The 22,502-nt window shown below is 66.8% G+C and carries 26 protein-coding genes and 2 tRNA genes; 12 read left to right on the top strand and 16 right to left on the bottom strand.

What is annotated here, in order from left to right; genetic code table 11:
* Positions 1 to 2,216, bottom strand: a 2,216-nt coding sequence (locus AC07Y4_RS28855; RefSeq protein WP_495275468.1) for an ATP-dependent helicase, incomplete at its 3' end; no start/stop codon positions are given.
* 202 nt (positions 2,217 to 2,418) lie between these two features.
* On the opposite strand from AC07Y4_RS28855, the gene AC07Y4_RS28850 reads away from it, so the two are divergent.
* Together AC07Y4_RS28850 and AC07Y4_RS28845 are read left to right on the top strand one after the other, a co-directional pair.
* On the top strand, positions 2,419 to 3,078 hold the full coding sequence (locus AC07Y4_RS28850) for an OmpW/AlkL family protein (protein ID WP_487850134.1): 660 nt from the start codon (positions 2,419 to 2,421) through the stop codon (positions 3,076 to 3,078).
* A 220-nt stretch (positions 3,079 to 3,298) separates the two neighbouring features.
* Complete coding sequence (locus tag AC07Y4_RS28845) at positions 3,299 to 4,276, top strand: GMP reductase (RefSeq protein ID WP_062468948.1); 978 nt, start codon at positions 3,299 to 3,301, stop codon at positions 4,274 to 4,276.
* Positions 4,277 to 4,313: 37 nt separating this feature from the next.
* Here the strand turns inward: AC07Y4_RS28845 and AC07Y4_RS28840 are convergent, their stop codons facing one another.
* Positions 4,314 to 5,180 (bottom strand): alpha/beta hydrolase, encoded by an 867-nt coding sequence (locus tag AC07Y4_RS28840; RefSeq protein ID WP_487850133.1) that lies wholly within the window; start codon positions 5,178 to 5,180, stop codon positions 4,314 to 4,316.
* An 88-nt stretch (positions 5,181 to 5,268) separates the two neighbouring features.
* On the opposite strand from AC07Y4_RS28840, the gene AC07Y4_RS28835 reads away from it, so the two are divergent.
* A tRNA-Ala gene (locus AC07Y4_RS28835) sits at positions 5,269 to 5,343 on the top strand.
* A 75-nt stretch (positions 5,344 to 5,418) separates the two neighbouring features.
* On the opposite strand, the gene AC07Y4_RS28830 is transcribed toward AC07Y4_RS28835, so the two are convergent.
* Complete coding sequence (locus AC07Y4_RS28830; protein WP_487850132.1) at positions 5,419 to 6,126, bottom strand: SDR family NAD(P)-dependent oxidoreductase; 708 nt, start codon at positions 6,124 to 6,126, stop codon at positions 5,419 to 5,421.
* Between the two features lie 150 nt (positions 6,127 to 6,276).
* Between AC07Y4_RS28830 and AC07Y4_RS28825 the strand changes: the two genes are divergently transcribed.
* Both AC07Y4_RS28825 and AC07Y4_RS28820 read left to right on the top strand, forming a co-directional pair.
* Positions 6,277 to 6,352: transfer RNA gene (locus AC07Y4_RS28825), tRNA-Lys, on the top strand.
* 124 nt (positions 6,353 to 6,476) lie between these two features.
* Positions 6,477 to 6,761, top strand: a complete 285-nt coding sequence (locus AC07Y4_RS28820; protein ID WP_487850131.1) for a hypothetical protein — start codon at positions 6,477 to 6,479, stop codon at positions 6,759 to 6,761.
* A 5-nt stretch (positions 6,762 to 6,766) separates the two neighbouring features.
* On the opposite strand, the gene AC07Y4_RS28815 is transcribed toward AC07Y4_RS28820, so the two are convergent.
* On the bottom strand, positions 6,767 to 7,768 hold the full coding sequence (locus AC07Y4_RS28815) for an alpha/beta hydrolase (RefSeq protein WP_487850130.1): 1,002 nt from the start codon (positions 7,766 to 7,768) through the stop codon (positions 6,767 to 6,769).
* 90 nt (positions 7,769 to 7,858) lie between these two features.
* Here AC07Y4_RS28815 and AC07Y4_RS28810 point away from each other — a divergent pair, with 90 nt between their 5' ends.
* Positions 7,859 to 8,911, top strand: coding sequence for a DUF2272 domain-containing protein (locus AC07Y4_RS28810; RefSeq protein ID WP_487850129.1), 1,053 nt, complete (start codon positions 7,859 to 7,861; stop codon positions 8,909 to 8,911).
* A gap of 39 nt (positions 8,912 to 8,950) precedes the next feature.
* On the opposite strand, the gene AC07Y4_RS28805 is transcribed toward AC07Y4_RS28810, so the two are convergent.
* The 4 genes from AC07Y4_RS28805 to AC07Y4_RS28790 form a co-directional block, all read right to left on the bottom strand.
* On the bottom strand, positions 8,951 to 9,205 hold the full coding sequence (locus tag AC07Y4_RS28805) for a DUF3297 family protein (RefSeq protein ID WP_062468964.1): 255 nt from the start codon (positions 9,203 to 9,205) through the stop codon (positions 8,951 to 8,953).
* A gap of 65 nt (positions 9,206 to 9,270) precedes the next feature.
* Positions 9,271 to 9,735, bottom strand: a complete 465-nt coding sequence (locus AC07Y4_RS28800; RefSeq protein WP_487850128.1) for a ribonuclease HI family protein — start codon at positions 9,733 to 9,735, stop codon at positions 9,271 to 9,273.
* A 38-nt stretch (positions 9,736 to 9,773) separates the two neighbouring features.
* Positions 9,774 to 10,244: a DUF4124 domain-containing protein gene (locus tag AC07Y4_RS28795; RefSeq protein WP_487850127.1), complete on the bottom strand. Its 471-nt coding sequence runs from the start codon at positions 10,242 to 10,244 to the stop codon at positions 9,774 to 9,776.
* A 106-nt stretch (positions 10,245 to 10,350) separates the two neighbouring features.
* Complete coding sequence (locus tag AC07Y4_RS28790) at positions 10,351 to 11,415, bottom strand: LysR family transcriptional regulator (RefSeq protein ID WP_487850126.1); 1,065 nt, start codon at positions 11,413 to 11,415, stop codon at positions 10,351 to 10,353.
* A gap of 12 nt (positions 11,416 to 11,427) precedes the next feature.
* Between AC07Y4_RS28790 and AC07Y4_RS28785 the strand changes: the two genes are divergently transcribed.
* The 5 genes from AC07Y4_RS28785 (at position 11,428) to AC07Y4_RS28765 (ending at position 16,169) form a co-directional block, all read left to right on the top strand.
* Positions 11,428 to 12,504 (top strand): aromatic ring-hydroxylating dioxygenase subunit alpha, encoded by a 1,077-nt coding sequence (locus AC07Y4_RS28785; protein ID WP_487850125.1) that lies wholly within the window; start codon positions 11,428 to 11,430, stop codon positions 12,502 to 12,504.
* A 3-nt stretch (positions 12,505 to 12,507) separates the two neighbouring features.
* Positions 12,508 to 13,458 (top strand): PDR/VanB family oxidoreductase, encoded by a 951-nt coding sequence (locus AC07Y4_RS28780; protein ID WP_487850124.1) that lies wholly within the window; start codon positions 12,508 to 12,510, stop codon positions 13,456 to 13,458.
* Between the two features lie 48 nt (positions 13,459 to 13,506).
* Entirely contained in the window at positions 13,507 to 14,475 is a 969-nt protein-coding gene (locus AC07Y4_RS28775) for a Bug family tripartite tricarboxylate transporter substrate binding protein (protein ID WP_487850123.1), read from the top strand.
* Between the two features lie 180 nt (positions 14,476 to 14,655).
* Positions 14,656 to 15,606: a hypothetical protein gene (locus tag AC07Y4_RS28770; protein ID WP_487850122.1), complete on the top strand. Its 951-nt coding sequence runs from the start codon at positions 14,656 to 14,658 to the stop codon at positions 15,604 to 15,606.
* Positions 15,607 to 15,680: 74 nt separating this feature from the next.
* A complete protein-coding gene (locus tag AC07Y4_RS28765) occupies positions 15,681 to 16,169 on the top strand; it encodes a GFA family protein (protein WP_487850121.1) in 489 nt (162 codons plus the stop codon).
* 367 nt (positions 16,170 to 16,536) lie between these two features.
* Here the strand turns inward: AC07Y4_RS28765 and AC07Y4_RS28760 are convergent, their stop codons facing one another.
* The 7 genes from AC07Y4_RS28760 to AC07Y4_RS28730 all read right to left on the bottom strand — a co-directional run bounded on the left by AC07Y4_RS28760 (position 16,537) and on the right by AC07Y4_RS28730 (position 21,504).
* Positions 16,537 to 16,956 (bottom strand): hypothetical protein, encoded by a 420-nt coding sequence (locus AC07Y4_RS28760; RefSeq protein ID WP_487850120.1) that lies wholly within the window; start codon positions 16,954 to 16,956, stop codon positions 16,537 to 16,539.
* Between the two features lie 52 nt (positions 16,957 to 17,008).
* Complete coding sequence (locus tag AC07Y4_RS28755; protein ID WP_487850119.1) at positions 17,009 to 17,902, bottom strand: DMT family transporter; 894 nt, start codon at positions 17,900 to 17,902, stop codon at positions 17,009 to 17,011.
* Positions 17,903 to 18,013: 111 nt separating this feature from the next.
* A complete protein-coding gene (locus AC07Y4_RS28750; protein ID WP_495275467.1) occupies positions 18,014 to 19,174 on the bottom strand; it encodes an ABC transporter substrate-binding protein in 1,161 nt (386 codons plus the stop codon).
* 41 nt (positions 19,175 to 19,215) lie between these two features.
* Positions 19,216 to 19,794 (bottom strand): dihydrofolate reductase family protein, encoded by a 579-nt coding sequence (locus AC07Y4_RS28745; RefSeq protein WP_487850117.1) that lies wholly within the window; start codon positions 19,792 to 19,794, stop codon positions 19,216 to 19,218.
* A 31-nt stretch (positions 19,795 to 19,825) separates the two neighbouring features.
* Positions 19,826 to 20,200, bottom strand: a complete 375-nt coding sequence (locus tag AC07Y4_RS28740) for a tetratricopeptide repeat protein (RefSeq protein ID WP_487850116.1) — start codon at positions 20,198 to 20,200, stop codon at positions 19,826 to 19,828.
* The gene (locus AC07Y4_RS28735) at positions 20,197 to 20,754 is read right to left on the bottom strand and encodes a hypothetical protein (protein WP_487850115.1); all 558 of its coding nucleotides are present in this window, start codon (positions 20,752 to 20,754) and stop codon (positions 20,197 to 20,199) included. Before AC07Y4_RS28735 ends, AC07Y4_RS28740 begins: the two co-directional genes overlap by 4 nt.
* 261 nt (positions 20,755 to 21,015) lie before the next feature.
* Positions 21,016 to 21,504, bottom strand: a complete 489-nt coding sequence (locus AC07Y4_RS28730) for a hypothetical protein (RefSeq protein WP_487850114.1) — start codon at positions 21,502 to 21,504, stop codon at positions 21,016 to 21,018.
* 115 nt (positions 21,505 to 21,619) lie between these two features.
* On the opposite strand from AC07Y4_RS28730, the gene AC07Y4_RS28725 reads away from it, so the two are divergent.
* Complete coding sequence (locus AC07Y4_RS28725; RefSeq protein WP_487850113.1) at positions 21,620 to 21,910, top strand: helix-turn-helix domain-containing protein; 291 nt, start codon at positions 21,620 to 21,622, stop codon at positions 21,908 to 21,910.
* A 4-nt stretch (positions 21,911 to 21,914) separates the two neighbouring features.
* Here the strand turns inward: AC07Y4_RS28725 and AC07Y4_RS28720 are convergent, their stop codons facing one another.
* Positions 21,915 to 22,187 carry a hypothetical protein gene (locus AC07Y4_RS28720; RefSeq protein WP_487850112.1) on the bottom strand — a complete coding sequence of 91 codons (273 nt, stop codon included), beginning with the start codon at positions 22,185 to 22,187 and terminating at the stop codon, positions 21,915 to 21,917.
* Positions 22,188 to 22,502 lie beyond the last annotated feature (315 nt).

The raw sequence follows: 22,502 nt of genomic DNA, 5'->3' as shown, positions 1-22,502 counted from the left end.
CCGTAGCGGTTGCCGCCGCCCCCACCACCGTAGCCACCGGCACCGCCGCGCGTGCTGCCGTAGCCGCCGCCATAGCCGAAGGCCGAAGGCGCAAAGCCCTGGTTCTTCGGCGTGAGCCACTTGAGCGCGCCTTCCGGCAGCTCGTCGAAGAAGCGGCTCTTGACGTTGTAGCGGGTCTGGCCGTGCAGCATGCGCGTCTGCGAATGGCTCAGGTACAGGCGCTTGCGGGCGCGCGTGATCGCCACGTACATCAGGCGCCGTTCTTCCTCGAGGCTCTCGAAATCGCTCATCGAGTTCTCGTGCGGGAACAGGCCCTCTTCCATGCCGGTGATGAACACGCAGTCGAACTCCAGGCCCTTGGCGGCGTGCACGGTCATGAGCTGCACCGCGTCCTGCCCGGCCTGCGCCTGGTTGTCGCCCGACTCGAGCGCCGCATGCGTCAGGAAGGCCGCGAGCGGGCTCAGCGTTTCGCCGGTTTCGGCGTCGGGCGCCAGCGGCTCGTCGAGCACCGGCCGGCTGGGGTCGAGCCCCTGGCTGGCGGGCGACTGGCGCAGCTCGTCGACCGGCAGCGCCACGGCGTCGCGGCCGAAGCCTTCCTGCGTGACGAAGCTTTCGGCCGCGTTCACGAGTTCGTCCAAGTTCTCCAGCCGGTCGGCGCCTTCGCGGTCGGCCTTGTAGTGTTCGACAAGGCCGCTGTGGTCGAGCACCAGCTCGATGATCTCGCGCAGGCTCACGCCCTGGGTCTGCTCGCGCAGCACGTCGATCTTGGCGACGAAGGCCGTGAGGTTCGAGCCGGCCTTGCCGCCGACCGCGCTCACCGCATCGTGCAGCGAACGCCCGGCGGCGCGCGCCGCGTCCTGCAGGCTTTCGAGCGTGCGTGCGCCGATGCCGCGTGGCGGGAAGTTGACGACACGCAGGAAGCTGGTGTCGTCGTCCTTGTTCTCGAGCAGGCGCAGGTAGGCCAGCGCATGCTTGATTTCGGCGCGCTCGAAGAAGCGCAGGCCGCCGTACACACGGTACGGCACCGAGGCATTGAACAGCGCCGTTTCGATCACCCGGCTTTGCGCATTGCTGCGGTAGAGCACGGCCATTTCCTTGCGGTCGAAGCCGTCGCGCGCCAGCTGGCGCATTTCCTCGACCATCCACTGCGCCTCGGCGAGGTCGGTGGGCGATTCGTACACGCGCACGGGCTCGCCCGGGCCTTGGGTCGTGCGCAGGTTCTTGCCCAGGCGCTTCTTGTTGTGGCTGATGAGTTCGTTGGCCGAGTCGAGGATGTTGCTGTAGCTGCGGTAGTTCTGCTCCAGGACGATCTGGCGGCGCACGTCGAACTCGCGCACGAAGTCGGTCATGTTGCCCACGCGCGCGCCGCGGAAGGCGTAGATGCTCTGGTCGTCGTCGCCCACGGCGATCACGCTGTTGTGCTCGCCCGGCGTGAAGTGGCCGCCGATCGCCGTGTGGCCCGCGAGCATCTTCAGCCACGCGTACTGCAGGCGGTTGGTGTCCTGGAACTCGTCGACCAGGATGTGGCGGAAGCGCCGCTGGTAGTGCTCGCGCACCGGCTCGTTGTCGCGCAGCAGCTCATAGCTGCGCAGCATCAGTTCGCCGAAGTCGACCACGCCTTCGCGCTGGCACTGCTCTTCGTACAGCTGGTAGAGCTCGACCTTCTTGCGGTCGTCGTCGCTGCGGGCCTCGATGTCGCCGGGGCGCAGGCCGTCTTCCTTGGCGCCGGCGATGAACCACTGCGTCTGCTTGGCCGGAAAGCGCTCGTCGTCGACGTTGAACTGCTTCATCAGGCGCTTGATGGCCGAGAGCTGGTCCTGCGTGTCGAGGATCTGGAAGGTCGAGGGCAGGTTGGCCAGCTTCCAGTGCGCGCGCAGCAGGCGGTTGCACAGGCCGTGGAAGGTGCCGATCCACATGCCGCGCACGTTCACCGGCAGCATCGCGGTCAGCCGCGTCATCATTTCCTTGGCGGCCTTGTTGGTGAAGGTGACGGCCAGGATGCCGCCGGCGGACACCTGCCCCGTCTGCAGCAGCCAGGCGATGCGGGTGGTGAGCACCCGCGTTTTGCCGGAGCCGGCACCGGCAAGGATGAGGGCATTGCCCGCGGGCAGCGTGACGGCAGCAAGCTGCTCGGCGTTGAGGTTGTTCAGCAACGGCGAGGCAGGGCCGCCCGTATCGGCTGCGGACGCGCCGGAAAACAGGTCGTGAGGGAGCATGGGTGCCATTGTAGAAAGCTGCCCCGCCCCAGGCCTCGCCGGACGCGCTTGCCCCTGCGGGTATGACCTGGATCAAGCCCGGGCCCGCCGGCGTGCACAGGCCTGCCCCTCTTGCGGCAGATCAAGTGATACGGCCGTGCCCGGCAGGAGACTGCCTCTCAGTTGCCGGCCCTGCGCGCCGGCCGTCACAACTGGAGAACCCATGTCCAAGAAACTCGCCCCCGCCTGCCTCGCCGCCCTGCTCGGCGCCATGGCCGCCCTGCCGGCCGCCGCGCAGGAAGCACAAGGCAACTGGCTGGTGCGCGCCCGCGCCGTGTACCTGAAGCCGGCGAACCACTCGACGCCGGTGGCCGACCTGTCGATTCCGGCCGATGCCATCACGGTCAACAGCAAGACCATTCCCGAGCTCGACGTCACCTACTTCTTCACGCCGAACATCGCCGCCGAACTGGTGCTGACGGTGCCGCAGAAACAGACGGTCACCGTGCAGCAGAGCGCGCTGGGCGGGCCCGTGGACATCGGCACCTTCAAGCACCTGCCGCCCTCGCTGATGCTGCAGTACCACTTCATGCCCACCGCGAAGATCCGGCCCTACATCGGCGCGGGCCTGAACTACACGCGCCTGAGCAGCGTCAACCTGCAGGTGCCGACGGTCGGGCGCCTGCAGCTGCAGCTGCAGAACGAGAGCTTCGGCCTCGCGCTGGGCGCCGGTGTCGACATCGAGGTGGCGAAGAACACCTACCTCAACATCGACGTGAAGAAGCTGCGCATCCGCAGCGCCGTGAACATGGACGGCGTGCAGCTGTCGACCGTGAAGGTCGACCCGTGGCTGTTCGGCGTGGGCATCGGCTACCGGTTCTGACAAAGAAGCGCACCGCGGTCGTCGGGTATACGCAGCAACCCATAGGGTCAATACGCCCCGGCGACTTGCGCATCATCGCCATGGCCGTAAAATCAATCACCGGGCCCAAGTTTCTTGCGTCCGGTTTTTTTTGGCCGTCATTTTCATGACGCGACCACGAGAACCGGCCGGACCAAGCGCTCATTCGTTCCACTCAACGATTCCTTTCAGGAGCCTGGTCATGCAAATCTTCGATTACGACAACATCCTTCTGCTGCCGCGCAAATGCCGCGTGGAAAGCCGCTCGGAATGCGACGCCAGCGTCACGCTGGGCGAGCGCACCTTCCGCCTGCCGGTGGTGCCTGCCAACATGAAAACGGTGGTCGACGAGTCGATCTGCCTGTGGCTCGCGCAGAACGGCTACTTCTACGTGATGCACCGCTTCGACCTGGACAACGTCCAGTTCGTGAAGGACATGCAGGGCAAGGGCGTGTTCGCCTCGATCTCGCTGGGCGTGAAGAAGCCCGACTACGACACCGTCGACCAGATGGTGGCCCAGGGCCTCGTGCCCGAATACATCACGATCGACATCGCGCACGGCCATGCCGACAGCGTGAAGAACATGATCGGCTACCTCAAGGCCAAGCTGCCCAAGTCGTTCGTGATCGCCGGCAACGTCGGCACGCCCGAGGCCGTGATCGACCTGGAGAACTGGGGCGCCGACGCGACCAAGGTCGGCATCGGCCCGGGCAAGGTCTGCATCACCAAGCTCAAGACCGGTTTCGGCACGGGCGGCTGGCAGCTGTCGGCGCTCAAGTGGTGCGCGCGCGTGGCCACCAAGCCGATCATTGCCGACGGCGGCATCCGCGACCACGGCGACATCGCCAAGAGCATCCGCTTCGGCGCGTCGATGGTCATGATCGGCTCGCTGTTCGCGGGCCACGAAGAGTCGCCGGGCAAGACGGTCGACGTCGACGGCACGCTCTTCAAGGAGTACTACGGCTCGGCCAGCGACTTCAACAAGGGCGAGTACAAGCACGTCGAAGGCAAGCGCATCCTCGAGCCCATCAAGGGCAAGCTGGCCGACACGCTGGTCGAGATGGAGCAGGACGTGCAGAGCTCGATCAGCTACGCGGGCGGCCGCACGCTGATGGACATCCGCAAGGTCAACTACGTCACGCTGGGCGGCGACAACGCCGGCGAACACCTGCTGATGTGAGCGCGACGGGCGGCCCTCTGCCCGCCCGTCTTTTCTTTCAGGCCTCGAGCAGTTGCACCGCATAGCGGTGCAGCGCGTGCGCCGGATCGGCCAGCGCATCGACCACGCCGAAGTGGTCCAGCCCCGGCAGCACCTCGCACACCGGCACGGTGTGGCGGCCCCAGGCCTCGCGGATCATCGCGTTGTGGCGGATGAACTCCGCACTCTCGTTGCCCCCCACCGCCGCATAGAGCTGGCCGCGCGCCGGCGCAGGCCACAGCGCCGGGCTCGCGCGTCGCGCGTCGGCATCGGTGAGCTTCAGCGTGTGCTCGAGGAAGGGCGTGCGCTGCAGCGGCCGCAGGTCGAACAGGCCCGAGACCGACAACGCATTGCGCACCAGTTGCGCGGGCAGATCGGGCGCCACCGCCTTCCAGTCGCAGGCCAGCAACGCCGCCGCCATGTGGCCGCCCGCGGAATGCCCCGCGACGGTGATGCGCGAAGGGTCGCCGCCATGCGCTGCCACATGGCGCCACGTCCATTCCAGCGCCCGCACCATCTGCAAGAGGATGCCCGGCACCGTCACCGGCTGGTCGACCGGGCCCGGGCACAGCGCGTAGTTGGGCTGCACCACGCAGATGCCGCGGTCGTGGAAGGCGGGGCTGATGAACGAGTGGTCCTTCTTGTCCATGGCGCGCCAGTAGCCGCCGTGGATGAAGACCAGCACCGGCGCATCGGGCACGGGCGCCGGAAAGATATCGAGCGTTTCGTTCGGTCCGGTGCCGTAGGGAACATCGATGCGGCACGGCAGCGTGTCGCGCGCCGCGGCGGAATCGCGCCCCCAGCGCGCGAAGTAGGCGGGGTGGTCCTTCACCCGCGCCAGGTTGTTGTACATGCCTTCCAGCCAGGCGGGGTCGTGCGCTTCCATGCGGTGCTTGCTCCTTGTTTTTCCGGGGCGCATCTTGGCACGGCCGCGTGCATGGAAATGCCCGGCTGGATAAAATGTCGCCTGTGTTGGGGGGTAGCTCAGCTGGGAGAGCGCCGCGTTCGCAATGCGGAGGTCGGGAGTTCGATCCTCCTCCTCTCCACCAACCGACCCAGCAAAAAGGCCTTGGCAATCGCCAAGGCCTTTTTCATTTGCAGCTGTGCGCTGCGGCCCGGAAATATCAGGCGTCGAGCGTCAGGTGCTGGCCGTGCAGCGCCGCGGCGCCCGGCGATGCCAGGAAGCCGATGGTCTGCGCCGCGACCGAGGTCGACACCCACTCGGCCGGGTTCGCGTCGGGCATCGCCTGGCGGTTGGCCGGCGTGTCGAGCACGCTGGGCGCCACGCTGTTGATGTTCACGCCGTGCGGCGCGGCCTCGGCCGCCATCGATTCCACCAGCCGCTGCAGCGCGCTCTTCGATGCGATGTATGCCGCCATGGCCGGCAGGCCGCGCGCCGCCACCTTCGCCGTCACCGCGATGATGCGGCCCGCGCGGCGCTCGATCATCGAGGGCAGCACGGCCTGCGTCACGGCGACGAACGACCAGGCGTTGAGGTTCATCATCCGGTCCCAGCTCGCGCGCGTGAGTGCGTGCGTCGCCTCGCCCATCTCGAAGCCGCCGGCAATGTGCACCAGCGCATCGACGCGGCCGAAGGCCTGCAGCACCTGGCCGGTGAGCGCCGCCATGTCGGGCGCCGAGGTCACGTCCCCGGCCAGCAGCAGGTGCTGCGAGTTGTCCAGGCCCGGAAAGACTTCGGCCAGGCGACCGGCATGGTGATCGACCAGCGCGAGCCGCGCGCCCTGGTCAAGAAAGTGCTGGGCCACGGCCCGGCCCAGCGCGCCCGCGGCGCCGGTGATCACGACGTGGGGGGTGTTGCTTGCATCGCTCATCGAAAACTCCTCGGATAGGGGGTGGGGCGGGGCCCCGAAGGTCGCGCATCCTAACGCCGTCGTACAAATGTGCAGAAATTTTTTGAAGTCCCAAAAAGATTGGTATATACTCGTGGTCTTGCCAGAAAACACTAACGGTTTTCAAAGCAAGGGCTCTTAGCTCAGTTGGTAGAGCAGCGGACTCTTAATCCGTAGGTCGAGTGTTCGAGTCACTCAGGGCCCACCAACCAACATCGCGGCAACGCTGGAAAGCCTGCTACCCACAAGGTAGCAGGCTTTTTTCATGGTGCGTTCACTTGTACGTTTGATCGCGCCGACGCGACCCTTCGCAAGCCTCTCCCCGACATCCCGTGAAGAAATCCAAACCCGCGCCATCGCCGAAATCCTTCGACCTCAAGCAGCACTGGCATTGGGGCCGCGGCATGCGCCAGTTGCGCATCGCCGACTTCCTGAAGGACGGCCGCCTGCTGGTCCCCGGCGACCTGACGGGCGAAGGCCCGGCCACCGATGACGGCACCGGCGCGCTGCGCACCGTGGGCGGCGTGCAGGTCGGCAGCGCCGACTATGAAACCGGCCTGATGTGGGTCGGCCGCAAGCTGCGCGAAGGCGACCTGCCGAGCAAGCCCCAGAGCTGACCTAGCTACGGCGCCATGACGCGCCGCAAGAACTGCAGCGAGCGCTCCAGCGCCAGCCGCCCCGGCGCATCGTCGAGGTTGAACTGGTACTCGTGCGGCAGCGCGGGCGTCTGGTCTGCGGGGAAGAACAGGCTGTCGACCTGCACGCCCTTCGCCATCAGCGTTTCAGCCATCGACCTCGACTGCCCTTCGAGCGGATCGCCGTTGCCCGCGGTGATGAACGACGGCGGAAAAGCCTCGCTCACATAACGGCGCACCGACGCAGTCTCGAAGGCCGGCGCGTTCTGGAAATCCTTGCTGCCGCTGTACGACCAGAACACGGTCCGCAGGAAGCCGCCGAAGGCACCGTCGAGCTTGGCCTGCGCCGCGTCGTAGGCGCCGCAGTGCAGCAGCATGCCGCGCAGCTGCTCGCGCGCGATGACGGGCGTGAGGCCCACGGCTTTCGCGTACCCCGGCACGGCCATCGCGTTCGCAACCTGCGCGACGATGTGCGCACCCGCCGAGTCGCCGGCCAGCACGAGCCGCGCGGGGTCCACGCCCAGCCGCACCGCCTCGCGCACCAGATAACCCAGCGCCGTGTTCACCTGCCGCACCGGCACCGGATAGCCCTCGCCCGGCGCGATCGAATAACCGACGGCCACCACGGTGAAGCCCTGCCCCGCCAACACGCGCGCGTAGTTCGCCACGTCGCGCCGGTGGCCCGAGACCCAGGCGCCGCCGTGCACCCACACGATGGTGGGCAAGGGCCGGGTGCCCGCCGAGGCCGGACGGAACACGTCGAGGTAGGCATCCGGGTCGGCCTCGTCGTAGTGCTGGTCGAGCACCGCCGCGATGCCGGGCGGCACATGCTTCTGCAGCGACTGCGATGCAGCGTCCGAGCCCTTGCCGAAGGCGTAGCGGATCATCAGCACCGAGGGCCACGGGCTCCACTGGAACGCGGCATAGCCCACGACGACGAGGCCGGCGATGACACCGAGGATTCGCAGCAGGATGGTCTTGAGCTTCACGGTGGAGCGCCTGCGCCGGACGGTCCGGCGCTTCAGGGAGCGCCCTGCATTCTGCTTGCCACGGGCAGTGCCCCGCTATGCTTGCTTCACATGCCGCCACCGCCCGTCATCGCGCCCTCCTCCGCGCTCACACAACCGCTGCGCCACGCAGCGCGCACGCTGTGCGCAGCCCTGGTGTTCGCGGCGGCGCCCACCTTCGCATCGGCCGCTTCCGGCTGCCTTGCCACGGCCTCCTACATTCCGCCGCCGCCACGCGCCCTCGCAATGGCCGCGCTGGCCCGACAAGAGCACGTTGCCTTCGGCAGCCAGACCATGGACGCCGAAGGCCGGCTCACCGAGTCTGGCTATTCGGAAGCAGAAGACACGCGCTATCCGATCGACGCGCTGCCCGCATGGCAACGCGTGCTGCGTTACTGGCGCGCGGTCGATCCGTCGAACGAGCGGCTGCCTTCTCTCGTTCGCTTCGGCGCCCCGCAGGCGGCCGACCGCACGCGGTTGACCGACGCGCTGAACCAGGCGAGCGCGGCGCGCCTGCAAGGCCTGGGTGTCGGCCCCGGCCAGGGGCTGGACGCGTCGGACCAGCGCGCCCTCGAAGTGGCCCTGCAGCGTGTCGCGGTGATCGACACGCCCTGGTCCGCCGCGTTCATCAGCTGGGTCGCGCGCGAGGCCGGGCTCGGTGCCGACGAGTTCGTCTTTTCCGAGGCCCACGTCGACTACGCCGGCGCCGCCTGGCAGGCCGGCAACGACGAGGCCGCGGGCCGCGCGACACCGCAGGCCCTGCGCGCCTGCGACCTGATGCGCACGCCGCCACGCCCCGGCGACCTGGTCTGCCACGCACGCGGCGCGCGCGGCACTGCGCTCGATCGCTTCGCCAAGATCGGCGAGGTGCTCGCCGCGCGTCCCACGGGCGGCGCACCGTTGCCGATGCACTGCGATGTGGTGGTGGGCGTGGACGGTGCGGGCTTCGATGCCGTGGGTGGCAACGTGCTGCAGTCGGTCACCTTGCGGCGCCTGGCCTTTGCGCCCGGCACGCGGCTGCTGGACCCGAGCTACCTGCCCGAAGGCTGCACGGCGGGCGGCAACGCATGCGTCGATCGCCACATGAGCCGCCAGCCGTGGTCGCTGCTGCTGCAGTGGCGCTGAAAGAAAAACAGAAACGGTAGGGACGTGTGCCCCGGGCCGTCAGTCGCGGTAGTACACCTCGACGGCGCCCTTGAGCTTGATCAGCAGCGGATAGCCCTTGCGGTCCAGCGTGCGGCCGGCGGGCACCTTGATCCAGCCTTCGCTGATGCAGTATTCCTCGACGTCCAAGCGGTCCTTGCCGTTGAAGCGGATGCCGATCGGATGCTCGAACACGGCAGGAATGTGGTGCGGGCTGCGCGGATCGGTCGAGAGATGGTCGGGCAGCGTGGGCTTGGAGGTGGCTTCTTCGGTCATGGGGAAACGGGTGTCTGAATCGACCCGAATGATAGAACCTGCCGCGTGCCCCTTCGCGGGCGCCGCTAGCGCCGCTTCTTCCAGGCCTTGGGCGGCGGCTTCGGCCCGAAGCCCAGCGCGGCCCGCGCGAGCGCGTCGGCCTCGCCGTTGCGGTGGCGCGGAATCCATTGCACGCGCGCCTCGTCGAAGCCCTGCAGCAGCGTGCGCGCCTCGTCGAACAGCGGCGCCATGCGCACGATCGGCCGCACGTCGGCAGCGCCGCTCAACTGTTCGACCAGCGTGCTGTTGTCGCTGAAGGCCTGCACGCTCGTGGCGCCGCGCGCCTGCAGCTCGCGCAGCGCGAGCGTCAGTGCCCGCAGCTCGGCCTCGTTGTTGCAGCCCGTGGTGTGCGTGGCCTGCGAGAAGGTGTGGCGGGTGCCGTCGGGCTGGGTGATGACGACGCCGACGCCCATGCGCCCGGGGTTCGGCATGGCGCTGCCGTCGCAATGGACGACCCAAAGGGGAAGGCGCTCGGGCGCGGCAACGGTCATGAAAAAGCAGGAAGCAGCGGAAAGAGGAACGAACGCGCTCAGCAGTTGCTGCGCTTGATGCCCGCGAGATTGCACGGCCGCTGGCCGGGCGGCGGCCCAGGATCGCGCGGCGGACGCGGCGGCCGGGGGTGATACCCCGGTCGCGGCGGGCCGTAGTACGGATCGCCGCCCCAGATGTAGGTCGGCCCCGGGTCGGCCGCAGGCGCCTCGCCCACCGGGTAACGCGGAATGATCGCCGGCCCCGAGGGCGCGGGCTGCGGCGGTGGAGCGGTCGGTGCCGCGTAGTCCGACCGGCGCGGCGTGTCTTCCTCGCTGGAGGCACGCGGCGGTGCAGGCGGCGGCTCGTCGATCCGCAGCTGCCGCGACTGCCGCGTGCCCGGCGGGCAGGCGCCGTCGGTGTAGACGATGCGGCCGTCGGCGTCGGTGCAACGCACCACCTCCGCCTGCGCGGCCGGAGCGGCCACGACAAGCCAGAGCAGCGAAACGAAGAGAAAGGTGGTCGAGCGCATGGAGACGCCCTTTGTAACAGTGCGCGGCCGCTCGAACAAGCGTGCACGAAGAAACGGGTGGGGGCTGAGGTTCGCAGCAGAGGAAAAGTCGATGCCGGCCGGCACGTCAACGCGACTTGGCTCGCGCACTTTTCCTGGCCGGAGGACTGGCCTGCGTGGTGATGCGCGGGTAGTGCTCGAAGGTGTGTTTCATCACATCGCGCAGCCAGACCACGGCAGGGTCGTGATGAAAGCGCGGATGCCAGTGCTGATTGAGCTGAAACTGGGGCACGGGCACCGGCGGCTCGAACATGCGCACCGTGCCCATGCGGGCGAAGACCTCCGCCAGTTCGCGCGGCACGGTTGCGAGCAGATCGGCGTGCCGGTCCATCAGGAGCGGAACCATCAGGAAGTGGGGCGTCATCACGGCCACGGTGCGGCGGATGCCCTGGTCTTCCAGCACCTTGTCGTAGCTCTCCGCCGAGTGGCCGGTGAGCGAGACCACGATGTGCCGCATCGCCTCGAAGCGCTCGCGCGTGAGGGTGGCGCCGATGTCCTTGTTCCGCGCGCTGGCGATGGTCACGAAGGAGTGCAGGAACAGGCGCTGATGAAACAGCCCCTCGGGCGCCGCACGGATGGACCCCACCGCCAGGTCGGCCTCGCCTGACGCAAGCAGCCCTTCGACCTGCTCGAGCGGCACCTGCAGCGTGCGCAGCGAACACCCGGGCGCCTCCTTCTTGAAGCGCTCGAGCAGCGGCGGCAGGAACACCAGTTCGCCCATGTCGGTCATGCACAGGGTGAAGGTGCGTCGCGCCAGCGCGGGCTCGAACCGGGCGCCCGCCAGGATCTGCTGGCGCACGGTGGTCATCACCTCCACCACCGCAGCGCGCATGCCCTCGGCCTTGCGCGTGGGCTCCATGCGGCTGCCGACCTTGACGAACAAGGGATCGTCGAAAAAAGCACGCAGCCGGTTGAGCGCATGGCTCATCGCGCTCTGCGTCAGCCCGAGGCCCTGCGCGGCCTTCGTGACACTGGCCTCGCGAAACATCGCGTCGAAGACCGCCAGCAAATTCAGGTCGAGGTTTTCCGCATGCATGCCGCGCATTCTAGGAATGACTGAAATGACATTGATACATGAGAACCCTCGTCCTACGCTCTGCCCATGCCGTGACCCGAACGCGGCGGACAACAAGGGAGACGCCCCATGTTCATCAAAAACACCTGGTACGTGGCTGCCTGGGACAACGAGCTCACGCCGCAGGGCCTGTTCGCCCGCACCATCATCGGCGTGCCCGTTCTCATGTACCGCAAGGACGCCGGCGAGATCGTCGCCATGGAAGACCGCTGCTGCCACCGCGGCGCGCCCCTGTCGGTGGGACGGCGAGAAGGCGACTGCGTGCGCTGCATGTACCACGGCCTGAAGTTCGACGCCTCGGGCCAGTGCATCGAGGCACCGGCCCAGAAGCGCATTCCCATCCAGGCCAGGGTGCGCACCTTCCCGGTGGTGCAACGCCACCGCTGGATCTGGATCTGGATGGGCGCTCCCGACAAGGCCGACCCTGCGCTGATCCCCGACACGCCATGGCTGGACGACCCGCACTGGCGCAGCCTGGACGGCTACATCCACTACGACGTCAACTACCTGCTGATCTGCGACAACCTGCTGGACTTTTCCCACCTGCCCTTCGTGCACCCGACCACGCTGGGAGGCAGTGCGGACTACGCCGCCGCCCAGCCCAAGGTCGAACGCATCGACAACGGCGTGCGCATCACCCGGTGGGCCCTCGACACCGAGCCGCCGCCGTTCGCCCAGGCGGTCAAGGACTGGGGCAGCAGGGTCGATCGATGGAACATCTACAACTTCACCATCCCGGCCATCCTGCTGATGGACTCCGGCATGGCGCCCACCGGCCAGGGCGCCGCCGAAGGCAACCGCGAAGGTGCGATCGAGTTTCGCGGCTGCCAGGCCATCACGCCCGAGACGGAAAACTCCACCCACTACTTCTTCGCGCATCCCCACAACTTCGCCATCGACCAGCCCGAAGTCACGCACTCGATCCACCAGGCCGTGGTGGATGCCTTCGACGAAGACCGCGACATCATCACCGCGCAGCAAAAGAGCCTGGCGCTGGCGCCCGGCTTCAAGATGATGGCCTTCGGCATCGACGCCGCGCTGAACCAGTTCCGCTGGATGGTCTCGCGCCGGCTGGAAGAAGAAGCGCTCGAAGAAGCCGGGGCCCGCGCCGCCGCCACTGCAGCGCCCGAAGCCGTCAAGGCCTGAGCCATGAAGCTCCTCGTCACCCGCCTCACGCAAGAGGCGCAGGATGTGCTCGGCCTGGAGTTGCGTGCGCAGGACGGCGCTGCGCTGCCGCCCTTCACCTCGGGCGCCCATGTGGACCTGCTGCTGCCCGGCGACATCCGCCGACAGTATTCGCTGGCCAACTCGCCGCTGGAGCGCCACCGCTACGTGCTCGGTGTGGGCCTGGCGCCAGCCTCGCGCGGCGGCTCGGCCTTCGTTCACCAGCGCCTTGCCGTGGGCGATGTGCTCGAGGTGGGTGCGCCGCGCGCCCTGTTCGGCATCGACCCGGCCGCCACCGAGCATCTGTTCGTGGCCGGGGGCATCGGCGTCACGCCCATCCTGAGCATGATCCTCTGGTGCGAGGCCCACGCCAGGCTCTGGAAGCTGCTGTACTGCGTGCGCACGCGGGCCCGTGCCGCCTATGCGTGGACATTGGCGCGCCACCATGACCGCGTGCAGCTGCACGTGGACCAGGAAGCGGCGGGCACGCCACCTGACCTGGCGGGCTGGCTGGCCGGTGCGGCCCCGGGCGCCCACCTCTACTGCTGCGGCCCCGAAGGGCTGATGAACGCAGTCGGCGCGGCCGCAGGCGTTGTCGGCATCGACAAGGCGGCCACCCATTTCGAACGCTTCGCACCGCCGGAACCCGCCACGCCCGCAGCGCCGGCCGGCACCTTCACCGTGGTGCTGCATCGCAGCGGCCAGAGGATCGAGGTCACACCGCGGCAGAGCCTGCTCGATGCACTGGAAGGCGCGAACGTCAGCGTTCCCTTCTCGTGCCGCGAAGGCATGTGCCGCAGTTGCGAGGTGCCGCTGCTCGAGGGCGAGGCGGATCACCGCGACTTCGTGCTCAGCGACGACGAGCGCGACAGCCACACCTGCATCCTGCCCTGCGTGTCTCGCGCGCGCAGCGCCGTCCTCGTCCTCGATCTCTGACGTTCCCCCCACAACACCAACAACCCAACCCCACCACTGGAGACAACCATGTTCAGAAAAATGACTGCCGCATGCGCAGCGATCACGCTGGCGCTGCCCATCGCCGCGCAGGAAAGCTACCCCTCGCGGCCGATCCGCCTCGTCGTGCCCTACGCCGCCGGCGGCGCGACCGACTTCGTCGCGCGCACCCTCGGCGATCGCCTCTCGAAATCGATGGGACAACCCGTGGTGGTGGACAACAAGGCGGGCGCGGCGGGCGCCATCGGCGCCGGCGAAGTCGGCCGCGCCAAGCCCGACGGCTACACGCTGCTGATGACCATCACCGATTCGCAGATCAACAACACGGCGCTGTTCAAGACCCTGGCGTACGACCCGCAGAAGGACTTCGTCGGCGTCACGCAGGTGGTGCGCAGCCCGGCGCTGATTTCCACGCACCCCGGCACCGGCATCAAGAGCATCGAAGACCTGAAGGCCAAGGTGGCCAAGGGCGTGAAACTGAGCTACGGGTCCTGGGGCGTCGGCGGGCTGGGCCACCTAGCCGGCGAGAGCCTCAACCGCGGCCTGAATGCAGGCATGGTGCATGTGCCGCAGCGCGGCGAAGGGCCGGTGGTGACCGACCTGCTGTCGGGCACCATCGACGTCGGACTGTCGTCGGTGCCCAGCGCGATGCAGCATGTGCCAACGGGCAAGGTCGTGCCGCTGGCCGTGCTGGGACGACAACGCTCCACCTCGCTCCCGCAGGTTCCGACCATGAACGAGCTGGGCTTCAAGGACCCGCTCTACGACACCAACGTCTGGATCGGCCTGCTGGCACCGGCGAAGACGCCACAGCCCATCGTCGACAAGCTGGCCCGCGAAGTGCGCGCCATCGTCGGCTCGCCCGAAGTCAGCCAGCTGTTCGTAAACCGTGGCTTCGAGGTGATGAACAGCACGCCCGAGCAGTTCGCCGCGTCGTACAAGGAGGAGTTCAACGTGATCACCCGGCGGATGCGCGAGCTGGGTGTCGAGGCGCAATGAGGCCAGTGACCACCCGGACCGTCATGCAAGGACGACCGATGCATCTTCCGTGCGCCGACCGCCAGTGACTGCGTGGCCGGCCGCATCAGGCGTTCCCTAGGCGACAGGCGCGGCGCGGAGACTTTGCCATCATCGCGAACTCGACTGGCGCCCGCCGCCGGCTACACGGAGCCCTTCCCCATGACCTCGCCTTTCACCACCACCGCCCTGGGCCTGTGCGGCCCGCTGCGCCAGCCGCGCCAGATGCTGGCCGACCAGACCTACGACGACCACAAGTCGATCCACGACGACGCGACGGCCGAAACGCTGGGCCTGCGCGCCGGGCCGATCGAAGGGCCGACGCACTTCAGCCAGTTCGATCCCCTGCTGTTCCATGTGTTCGGCCAGGCCTGGTTCGAAACCGGCTGCATCAGCGCCCACTACCAGAACATGGTGGTCGAGGGCGAGTCGGTGCGCGCCTTTGTCGACCTGCCCGCGCCCGGCGCCACCTTCGTGCGCCTGCGCGCCGAAAAAGCCGACGGCACGCCGGTGCTGACCGGCACTGCGTCGGTGGGCGATGCCGCTCAGCACCCGCACGAGCTGCCGCAGCGCATCGCCAAGCTGCGCCCGCCGCAGGGCCTGGTCATCAACCGCGACCTGCGCGTGGGCCAGCGCGGCGCCGTCGTCGAGAAGATCCGCATGGGCTTCGACCAGCACATGGGCGACCACTACCCCTTCACGCTCGCCGACAAGCTCAAGGTCATCACCGAGCCCTGCGACTGGTACACGGTCGAAGGCGGCAAGCGCTCGCCGTGGGGCCGGGCCATCATCCCGACCGAGATGATCAGCGTGCTGCTCGGCTCCACCAGCGCCGAGGCGCAACTGAATGGCCGCAAGCCGGCCGTGGGCCTGTTCGCCGGGCAGGAGATTCGCCTGATCAAGGGCCCGCTCTTCGTCGACCAGGACTACGAACTGGAGCGCGAGATCATCGCGCTGAGCGAGAGCGCGCGCACCGAATCCGTGTGGGTGCGCACCAAGGTCTACGAGATGCCGTCGCGCACCCTCGTGGCCGAGATGATCCTCAACGGCGCGACGATGAAGGCGTCGTACCCCCATTACGAAGCCGAAGCCAAGGAGCTGGGGCTGGCCTGAGCGCGCGGTTCGCGCAGCTGCGTCGAACGCCGTCGATCGAGGGGGCAGAATCCCCTCTTTTTTCCGGGTGCCGTATGCCAGCTGTACTTGAAGGGGGTTGCCTCTGCGGCAAGGTCCGATTCAGCACGACCCAGCCGCCGCTGCGCACGTTCGCGTGCCATTGCACGTTCTGCCAGCGCATGACCGGCACGTCCTTCTACGCCGAGTCGCTTTTTCCGATGGACGCCGTGCAGTTCAACGAAGGCGAACTGCGGCAGTACGCGCACCGATCGGACGGCAGCCACAAGCAGGTCTTCGTTCATTTCTGCCCCTCGTGCGGCACGACGATGGGCCTGACCTTCGAGCGCTGGCCCGATGTGCGCGCCATCTCGCGCGGGTGCTACGACGACCCCAACACGGTCGAACTCACGAGCCACATCTGGACCCGCTCCGCCCAAAGCGGCGTGACCTTGCCGGCCGACGTGGATTGCTTTGCCAGGGCGCGGGCCACGCCCGATGGCCAGCCGGAGGTGGCCTCGCGGCATGAGGCGCCCGTATTGGCTCGACAAGACGGCGGGGCCTGAACTCTCGCTTCAGCCGGCCATCAGCGGCCATTCGCCCGACGACGGCGAAGCACGACCCCCAGGTAGTAGACCGAGGCGCACGTGAAGAGGCCAGCGACCACGGACCAGACGGCGCCCCCGCCGATCAGATTGGCGCCGTCGGGCGCGAGGCAGCTGGATGCGGATGCTTCAATGCAGTCCCTGTGCCTGTAGTACCGCTCATGGAACGCCCACCAGAAGAACCCCGCCGCGGCGGCGCATGCGACGCAGAGGATGGCGGGCCGGGTGATTGGAAGAGGGTCTGTGGTCATGGGCTTGGATCGCCATGCCGGGCAGCCAGGGGGCCGCGGAGCACGATGCGAATGAGCGCTTTCCTCACGGCGGACGTTCAGCGCGGTCGAGACGCCACACGGAGCGCTTCTTCCCTGATGTACGAAGAGGCTGCCGTCTTCGCCAGATCGTGCAGCGTCTGCAGCAATGAAACGCCGCCGATCTCCGTCGTGCCGGCGTTCAAGATGCGCCCGATCATCGTGATGCCGAGTTCGCTGGGCTGTCGCGCGAGGGAGCGAAGAAGCTCAGGCTGGTAGTTGGGCAAGCTCTCCAATCCGTGAACGATGGTCCACATGACCCCGTAGCCGTCTTCCTCGGGGTAGCGCTCGAAAACGCTCAGCATTTCGGGCATGGCTTGCTCCGGACTGCCCGCCCGCCAGAGTTCATCCAGAAGCGAGTCCAGGTGGCGCCAGCTGCCGTCCTCCGGAGGTTCGAAGTTGGCGATGTCGTGAGCGATCTCGGAAGTGGTTCGAGGCATTGAAAGTTTTGTGCGCGTGGCTGCTTCCGGCCGACTGTAGTCGCTCAGCGGCTCAGGCGGCCTTGCGCTTTTTCTGTACGGACCTCGGCGCCTCGCTTCGCGCCAGCCACAGTCCGCTCGCAACGATCAACGCCCCACCGCCCAGCGTCCATGCGTCGGGCGCGGCCTGCCAGAACACCCAGTCCATCACGAGCGCCCACGCGAGCGCGCTGTATTCGAAGGGCGCGATGGCTGCGGCCTGGCCGTGGCGGAAGGCCTCGGCGATGGCCAGCTGGCCCAGGAAGCCGCTGAGGGCCAGGCCCGCCAGCGCCCACGCGTGCTCGGCCTGCAGCGGCACCCATTGCGGCGCCGCGAGCAGGCTGCCGCCGACGGCCATGCCCGCAGTGGTCCAGAAGACCAGCGCGGCGCTCGGCTCGGTGCGGCTGATGAGCCGGCCCAGCATGTTCGACAGCGCATAGCAGACGGCGGCCACCAGGATCGCCAGCGCGCCCGTCGAAAGGAAGGCCCCCTGCTCGGGCCGCAGCGCCACCACCACGCCGACAAAGCCCAGCCCGATGGCGATCCAGTGCCGCGGCAGAATCGACTCGCCCAGCAGCGGCACGGCGATGAGCACCATCAGCAGCGGCGCAATGAACGTGAGCGTGTAGGCCTCGGCCAGGCCCAGGGTCTTCAGGCCGTGGACGAAGAGCACCAGCATCGTCATGTTCAGCGCGGTGCGCAGCAGGTGCAGGCGCCAGCGCAGCCGACGGTTGAAAACGCCGGCTGCCTCGCGCCGCCAGGCGATGTACAGGCACACCAGGGGCAGCGCGGTGAGACCGCGCAGCGCCATCACCTGCACCGGCGGATAGTGCCCGGCCAGGGTCTTGAGCAGCGCGTCCATGCAGGCGAAGAAGGCGCAGGCCAACAGCATCGCGGCGATGCCGCGCAGGGTTCCGGTCGGGTGCATGGTCAGGCTGTGGTCTCGCGGCGGTGGCCGGGACGGACGGGGTTTGTTCTTGAACGCCGAGCATAGGCGCTGCGAACGTCGGGGTCTTGGCCAGATGCCGCCAGCCCCTGCCTACCGACACTCGTTCCAGTACCCATCCGGGTTCGCCTCCAGCGGCGTGGCAACCCGCTTGAGCGACGTGCGGCCCTGCGCGTCCTTCGCGACCACGAAGATGTGCCCGTCCTGCACCGGGAAACCGTTGCGCAGAAACTTGAAGCCACTGCGCACCGACGAAAAGTCGGCCTCGTTGAGCGCGTTGCGCAAGGCACCGCGATCGGCGACGGAGCCCTTGGTCTCCTTCAGCGCGCTGTCGATCAGGAGCGCCGCATCGAAACCTTGCGCCGCGTACTGCGAGGGAATGCGCCCGTGCTTCTTTTCGAAGGCGGCAACGAAAGCTCTGCTCGTCGGGCTCGGCAGATCGGGGCCCCAGACCGCGCCGGCCAGCACATGGAGCGCAGCATCCTTGAGCAGCGGCAGCGTCGTGCCATCGACCGTGCCCACGGTCAGCAAGGGCACCTTGCTCAGCAGGCCCGAGCGGTTCATCTGCTGGATGAAGTTCACGCCCATGTCGCCCGGCAGGAAGGCCACCACCGCATCGGGCGCCACGCGCTGGATCTGCGCCAGCGCTGCCGCGTAATCGGTCTGGTCGGGCTTGACGTTGATTTCGCTCACCACCTCACCCGAGTAGTAGCGCTTGAAACCGCGCAGCTGGTCCTTGCCCGACGCGTTGTCGGGCGCAATGAACAGCGCCTTCCAGTAACCCTTGTCGACCGCGTACCGTCCCACGATCCCGGCCTGGTACTCGTCCTGGTACGAGGCGAAGACGAACCTGGTGTTGCACTGCTTGCCGGCGATCGGCGCGGGGCCGGCATTCGAGCCGACAAACAGCATGCCCGCTCGGGCCATCGGCTTGGCCATGGCCATCATCACGTCGGAGAAGGTCACGCCGGTGATGAAGCTCACCTTGTCCTTCTCGATCAGGCTCTGCACCAGCTGCGCCCCGCGCTCGGGGTTGTGCTGGTCGTCTTCCTTGAGGACCGCCACGGAAACGCCGCCGAGCATGCCTTGGCGCTGCTCGACCGCCAGCATGAAGCCGTCGTACTGCTCCTGCCCGAGCGCAGCCCCGGGCCCGGAGAGCGTGCCGATGAAGCCGATGTTGACCTGCGCGGAAACGGCCAGTGCCGCGGCGCCCAAGGTGCAGGCCACGAGGGCCGTGCGGATGCGGTGGATCAAGATGTTCCTTGTGATTTCGCTCGCGATGCTTCGCGGTTCGACTACCCGGCCTTCAAAGGGCCGACGACCCTGTAGGCGCTGAGGAGGATGCCCGATGGCATTGCTTTCGTGGTGACGAGCTCGAAGGCGCGGGGTGGCGTTCCCTGCGCGAAGAAGCGCTTTCCTGCGCCCACCAGAATCGGATAAACGATCAACAGCACTTCATCGGCAAGGCCGTGCGCCAGCAGTGTCGATGTCAGCGTAGAGCTGCCCCAGAGAATCAGGTTCGGGCCCGCCTGCGACTTGATGCGGCGAACGCCCTCGACGACGTCCGGCCCCACGCTTTCGAACGGGCCCCACGAAAGGCTTTCGGGGCGGTGGGTCACGACATGCTTGGTCGCCGCATTCAAGCCGTCCGCCATCGCGCTGCTCGGTGCCTTCGGCCAGTAGTCCGACCACATGTCGTAGGTGCGACGCCCGAGCAGCAGGTCGAAGCGCCCGCCATGCGCGGCGAGCACTTCATCACGGCCGGCGGGGCTGCGGTAGGGCGTGGTCCAGTCCGCGTAGGGAAAACCGTCTTCGCCCGAGGTCTGGATCACGCCATCCAGCGAGATGTGCTCCATGATTTTCAGCATTCTCATGCGGGTCTCCTTGCTTGGGATGGGAGGGTGCTCAATGAGCCTGCGCATCAAAGTATGCCGGCCACGACAGCGGCGAAGCCTGGAGCCCTTCGGCCCCACGGAATGCAGACATGGCTTTCGCGCGTGAGCCGAAGTTCATCGTTGCCACGCCGAGGTTGAAGAACGTGTTCCGATCGGTGGAGCCGAGTTCGACTGCACGCTGCAGGGCGGATGCAGCCTCTTTGTGCTTACCTTGATCGGAAAGCACGGCGCCCAAGCACGTCAGGGCAAGGACATTGCTAGGGGATTCAACGAGCGCCTTCGAGAGCAACGCTTGCGCAGAGGCAAGATTCGCTTCCCACTTGTCGGGGTTGTTCCATGCGTCCTCGACAAGCGATCGACTGAGGGAGATGACGTCCAGGATCATGGGCTGTTCAGGCCTGCTGCGGCTCCATTAAGCCGCCAACGTTCTGACGCAATGGCTTCCGACGTTGGACAGATATGCGCGCTGAATGACTTCCCTGCGACAAGGGCGCCGGCTTCGTAGGTACACAACATCTCCGGCGTTCGAAGCCATTGCAGACGTCCATTCAGGAAATGACTGGTGGAGTCAGATGTCATGGGAGCCCGGCTGCCGGTGAAGCGAGACCACGAATACCGACAGCCGCTGTAACCAGTTGGTATGGCTTTTGGCATCGCGACCCATTCAATCTCACCGTCGATGCGAGTCTTTGTGTTCATGGCCGGAGCAGCCTCAGGGCACTGCTGAGCTGCTGCACGCGAGAAGCCCAACACACGGATGCCAACGAGGTCCTCAGAGCCCAGCTGCACCTCTGTTCCGACGGGGTATTTGAGGATCGAAAGAGAGCGGTAGTCCGGTTCACAAGCCGATCCCATCGCCGCTTCGACGAAGGTGAATTCTCTCGACACGGGAAGCGCTGCGTGGGCGCTTTCCACGATCCGAACGCGCAGACCTGTCATCGTCGCCGCAGGCCGAAAGGGCCCAGCCGTTGTCGTGACGGACTCCTCTCCGAGAACGACTGCCCAGAATCTGTAGCGGCCCTTGAGACTCTCGAAGAATTCGGCTCGAAGGGTCGGATCGCTAGGGGGCGAGCACGCGAAGGACGAAGCGCCGAAGGTCAGTAGCGTGCATGCGAAACCGAAAGAGACCGCTCTTGAGTGCATGGGTGGCCTTGATGCTCGTGCAAGGAATTCAGTATCTGCGTCCAGCCATGAACTACCTCAACCACAGCGTCGAAGGTGGAACTGTTGCATGTAGCCAGTTTCCTGAATCACTCGTGGGTACTGCGTGGGGTCGAACAACTCTCTGAACCGAGGCAGGCAGTTCGCCTCTTCATATCCAGCCTGGACGGAGGCAGCATCAAAGAAAGCTCTCAGGTGTTTTCCGACGGTCGGAGCTATCGAGCCATCGCATCGAAAGGCGATCGCAACGAAGTCAACCTGGTTGACTCTGTCCTGATACATGTCGATGACGAACACATTGAGCTCAGTTGTGCTGCTCTGGAAAGCATGGACATCGCCGCGGCCGAGGCGAGGCTCTTTGAAGAACTGTTCGTAGAGAGCAATGATGTCGACCTTCACACCGAGAGCAACCAGCGCTGCTTGAAGGTCAGGGTTCGGAATGAAGTTGCGACCTTCCGGGTCAGGAAAGACAACCAGATCGCCCATGGAAACACCCATGGCGTATTCGCAAGCACTGAGAAGCTTCATCGAGGCGCCGGTGAGCAATGATGGTCGTGCATTGTAGGAACGCCCATCAAAGCGACTTCCTCTGCGTTCATTCGTGATCGACCGTGCCTGCCCGGCAAGCAGTGACAATCACCCCATGGCCAAAGGAAAACGCATTTCTTCCGACATTGGGGACGACGCGATCGAAGCGATCAAGGCGTTCGGGGCTGCCGCCAAGCTGGCGCGCACAACGGCTGGCGAGGGCCAAGCCGCTGCTGCCACGCGCCTGGGCGTTCATGTCCAGACGATCGCGCGGATCGAATCGGGGGAGCCGGGCGTTGCCATCGGGCACGTGCTCGGCATGCTGGCGCTCTACGGCATCTCGACGACGTTGCAACAACGACAACAGCAGCAACCGCCGGCGGAGAACGGCGAGCGCCCCGCCTGAACCGTCAGCCCCGCTGGGCATCGCCCACGGCAGCACGCAGCGACTGCAGCGTGGTCTCCGCCGTTTCGATGCGCCGCTGCAGTTCTTCGTTGACCAGCCGCACCAGCGCGCCGAGTTCGGTGCGCGTCGGGTACACATCGTCGGTGTCGTTCACGTGTTGCGGCACGATGAGTTTCTCGATGCACGCATACGCGCGGCGCACCATGTGAAAGCTGTCGAGGTCGTCGCAAGCCTGCAAGGCGAGCGATTCGGCTGTGACGGAAGGGGCGAGAGCCATGCGTGGCCTCCAGGCAGTTCGGTTTGCAACAACCGTCGCACCCAACGCCAATTGAGGGCGGCAGCTCGAACAGGTTGGCGTACCAGGAACTGCTTGCGCAAACCGGCGAGCCTCGCGGCTCCCTGCTCGAGCCGCCAAAAAAATGGAGGCACGAACGACAAAGCCACAGAGTCTCTGCGGAGAAATCTGCGGCTTTCGTCGCAGCAGTTACACGGGACGCCAATCCCGGTCACGCCTGTTTTTGACGTGACGGCCCCAGTATAGCCACGCACCCCCGCCCCCTTCGCAGCGCAAAACCGGGATGCCCCTACGACC

Source organism: Variovorax sp. GW460-12-1-14-LB1 (assembly GCF_059423605.1).
This window is presented reverse-complemented; position numbering and strand designations above follow the sequence as displayed.

Excerpts from the sequence above, each read along its gene's own strand:
- AC07Y4_RS28850 (WP_487850134.1), top strand. The coding sequence starts at position 2,419 with ATGTCCAAGAAACTCGCCCCCGCCTGCCTCGCCGCCCTGCTCGGCGCC.
- AC07Y4_RS28845 (WP_062468948.1), top strand. The coding sequence starts at position 3,299 with ATGCAAATCTTCGATTACGACAACATCCTTCTGCTGCCGCGCAAATGC.
- AC07Y4_RS28840 (WP_487850133.1), bottom strand. The coding sequence starts at position 5,180 with ATGGAAGCGCACGACCCCGCCTGGCTGGAAGGCATGTACAACAACCTG.
- AC07Y4_RS28830 (WP_487850132.1), bottom strand. The coding sequence starts at position 6,126 with ATGAGCGATGCAAGCAACACCCCCCACGTCGTGATCACCGGCGCCGCG.
- AC07Y4_RS28810 (WP_487850129.1), top strand. The coding sequence starts at position 7,859 with ATGCCGCCACCGCCCGTCATCGCGCCCTCCTCCGCGCTCACACAACCG.
- AC07Y4_RS28805 (WP_062468964.1), bottom strand. The coding sequence starts at position 9,205 with ATGACCGAAGAAGCCACCTCCAAGCCCACGCTGCCCGACCATCTCTCG.
- AC07Y4_RS28800 (WP_487850128.1), bottom strand. The coding sequence starts at position 9,735 with ATGACCGTTGCCGCGCCCGAGCGCCTTCCCCTTTGGGTCGTCCATTGC.
- AC07Y4_RS28795 (WP_487850127.1), bottom strand. The coding sequence starts at position 10,244 with ATGCGCTCGACCACCTTTCTCTTCGTTTCGCTGCTCTGGCTTGTCGTG.
- AC07Y4_RS28785 (WP_487850125.1), top strand. The coding sequence starts at position 11,428 with ATGTTCATCAAAAACACCTGGTACGTGGCTGCCTGGGACAACGAGCTC.
- AC07Y4_RS28780 (WP_487850124.1), top strand. The coding sequence starts at position 12,508 with ATGAAGCTCCTCGTCACCCGCCTCACGCAAGAGGCGCAGGATGTGCTC.
- AC07Y4_RS28775 (WP_487850123.1), top strand. The coding sequence starts at position 13,507 with ATGTTCAGAAAAATGACTGCCGCATGCGCAGCGATCACGCTGGCGCTG.
- AC07Y4_RS28770 (WP_487850122.1), top strand. The coding sequence starts at position 14,656 with ATGACCTCGCCTTTCACCACCACCGCCCTGGGCCTGTGCGGCCCGCTG.
- AC07Y4_RS28765 (WP_487850121.1), top strand. The coding sequence starts at position 15,681 with ATGCCAGCTGTACTTGAAGGGGGTTGCCTCTGCGGCAAGGTCCGATTC.
- AC07Y4_RS28760 (WP_487850120.1), bottom strand. The coding sequence starts at position 16,956 with ATGCCTCGAACCACTTCCGAGATCGCTCACGACATCGCCAACTTCGAA.
- AC07Y4_RS28755 (WP_487850119.1), bottom strand. The coding sequence starts at position 17,902 with ATGCACCCGACCGGAACCCTGCGCGGCATCGCCGCGATGCTGTTGGCC.
- AC07Y4_RS28745 (WP_487850117.1), bottom strand. The coding sequence starts at position 19,794 with ATGAGAATGCTGAAAATCATGGAGCACATCTCGCTGGATGGCGTGATC.
- AC07Y4_RS28740 (WP_487850116.1), bottom strand. The coding sequence starts at position 20,200 with ATGATCCTGGACGTCATCTCCCTCAGTCGATCGCTTGTCGAGGACGCA.
- AC07Y4_RS28735 (WP_487850115.1), bottom strand. The coding sequence starts at position 20,754 with ATGACAGGTCTGCGCGTTCGGATCGTGGAAAGCGCCCACGCAGCGCTT.
- AC07Y4_RS28730 (WP_487850114.1), bottom strand. The coding sequence starts at position 21,504 with ATGAAGCTTCTCAGTGCTTGCGAATACGCCATGGGTGTTTCCATGGGC.
- AC07Y4_RS28725 (WP_487850113.1), top strand. The coding sequence starts at position 21,620 with ATGGCCAAAGGAAAACGCATTTCTTCCGACATTGGGGACGACGCGATC.
- AC07Y4_RS28720 (WP_487850112.1), bottom strand. The coding sequence starts at position 22,187 with ATGGCTCTCGCCCCTTCCGTCACAGCCGAATCGCTCGCCTTGCAGGCT.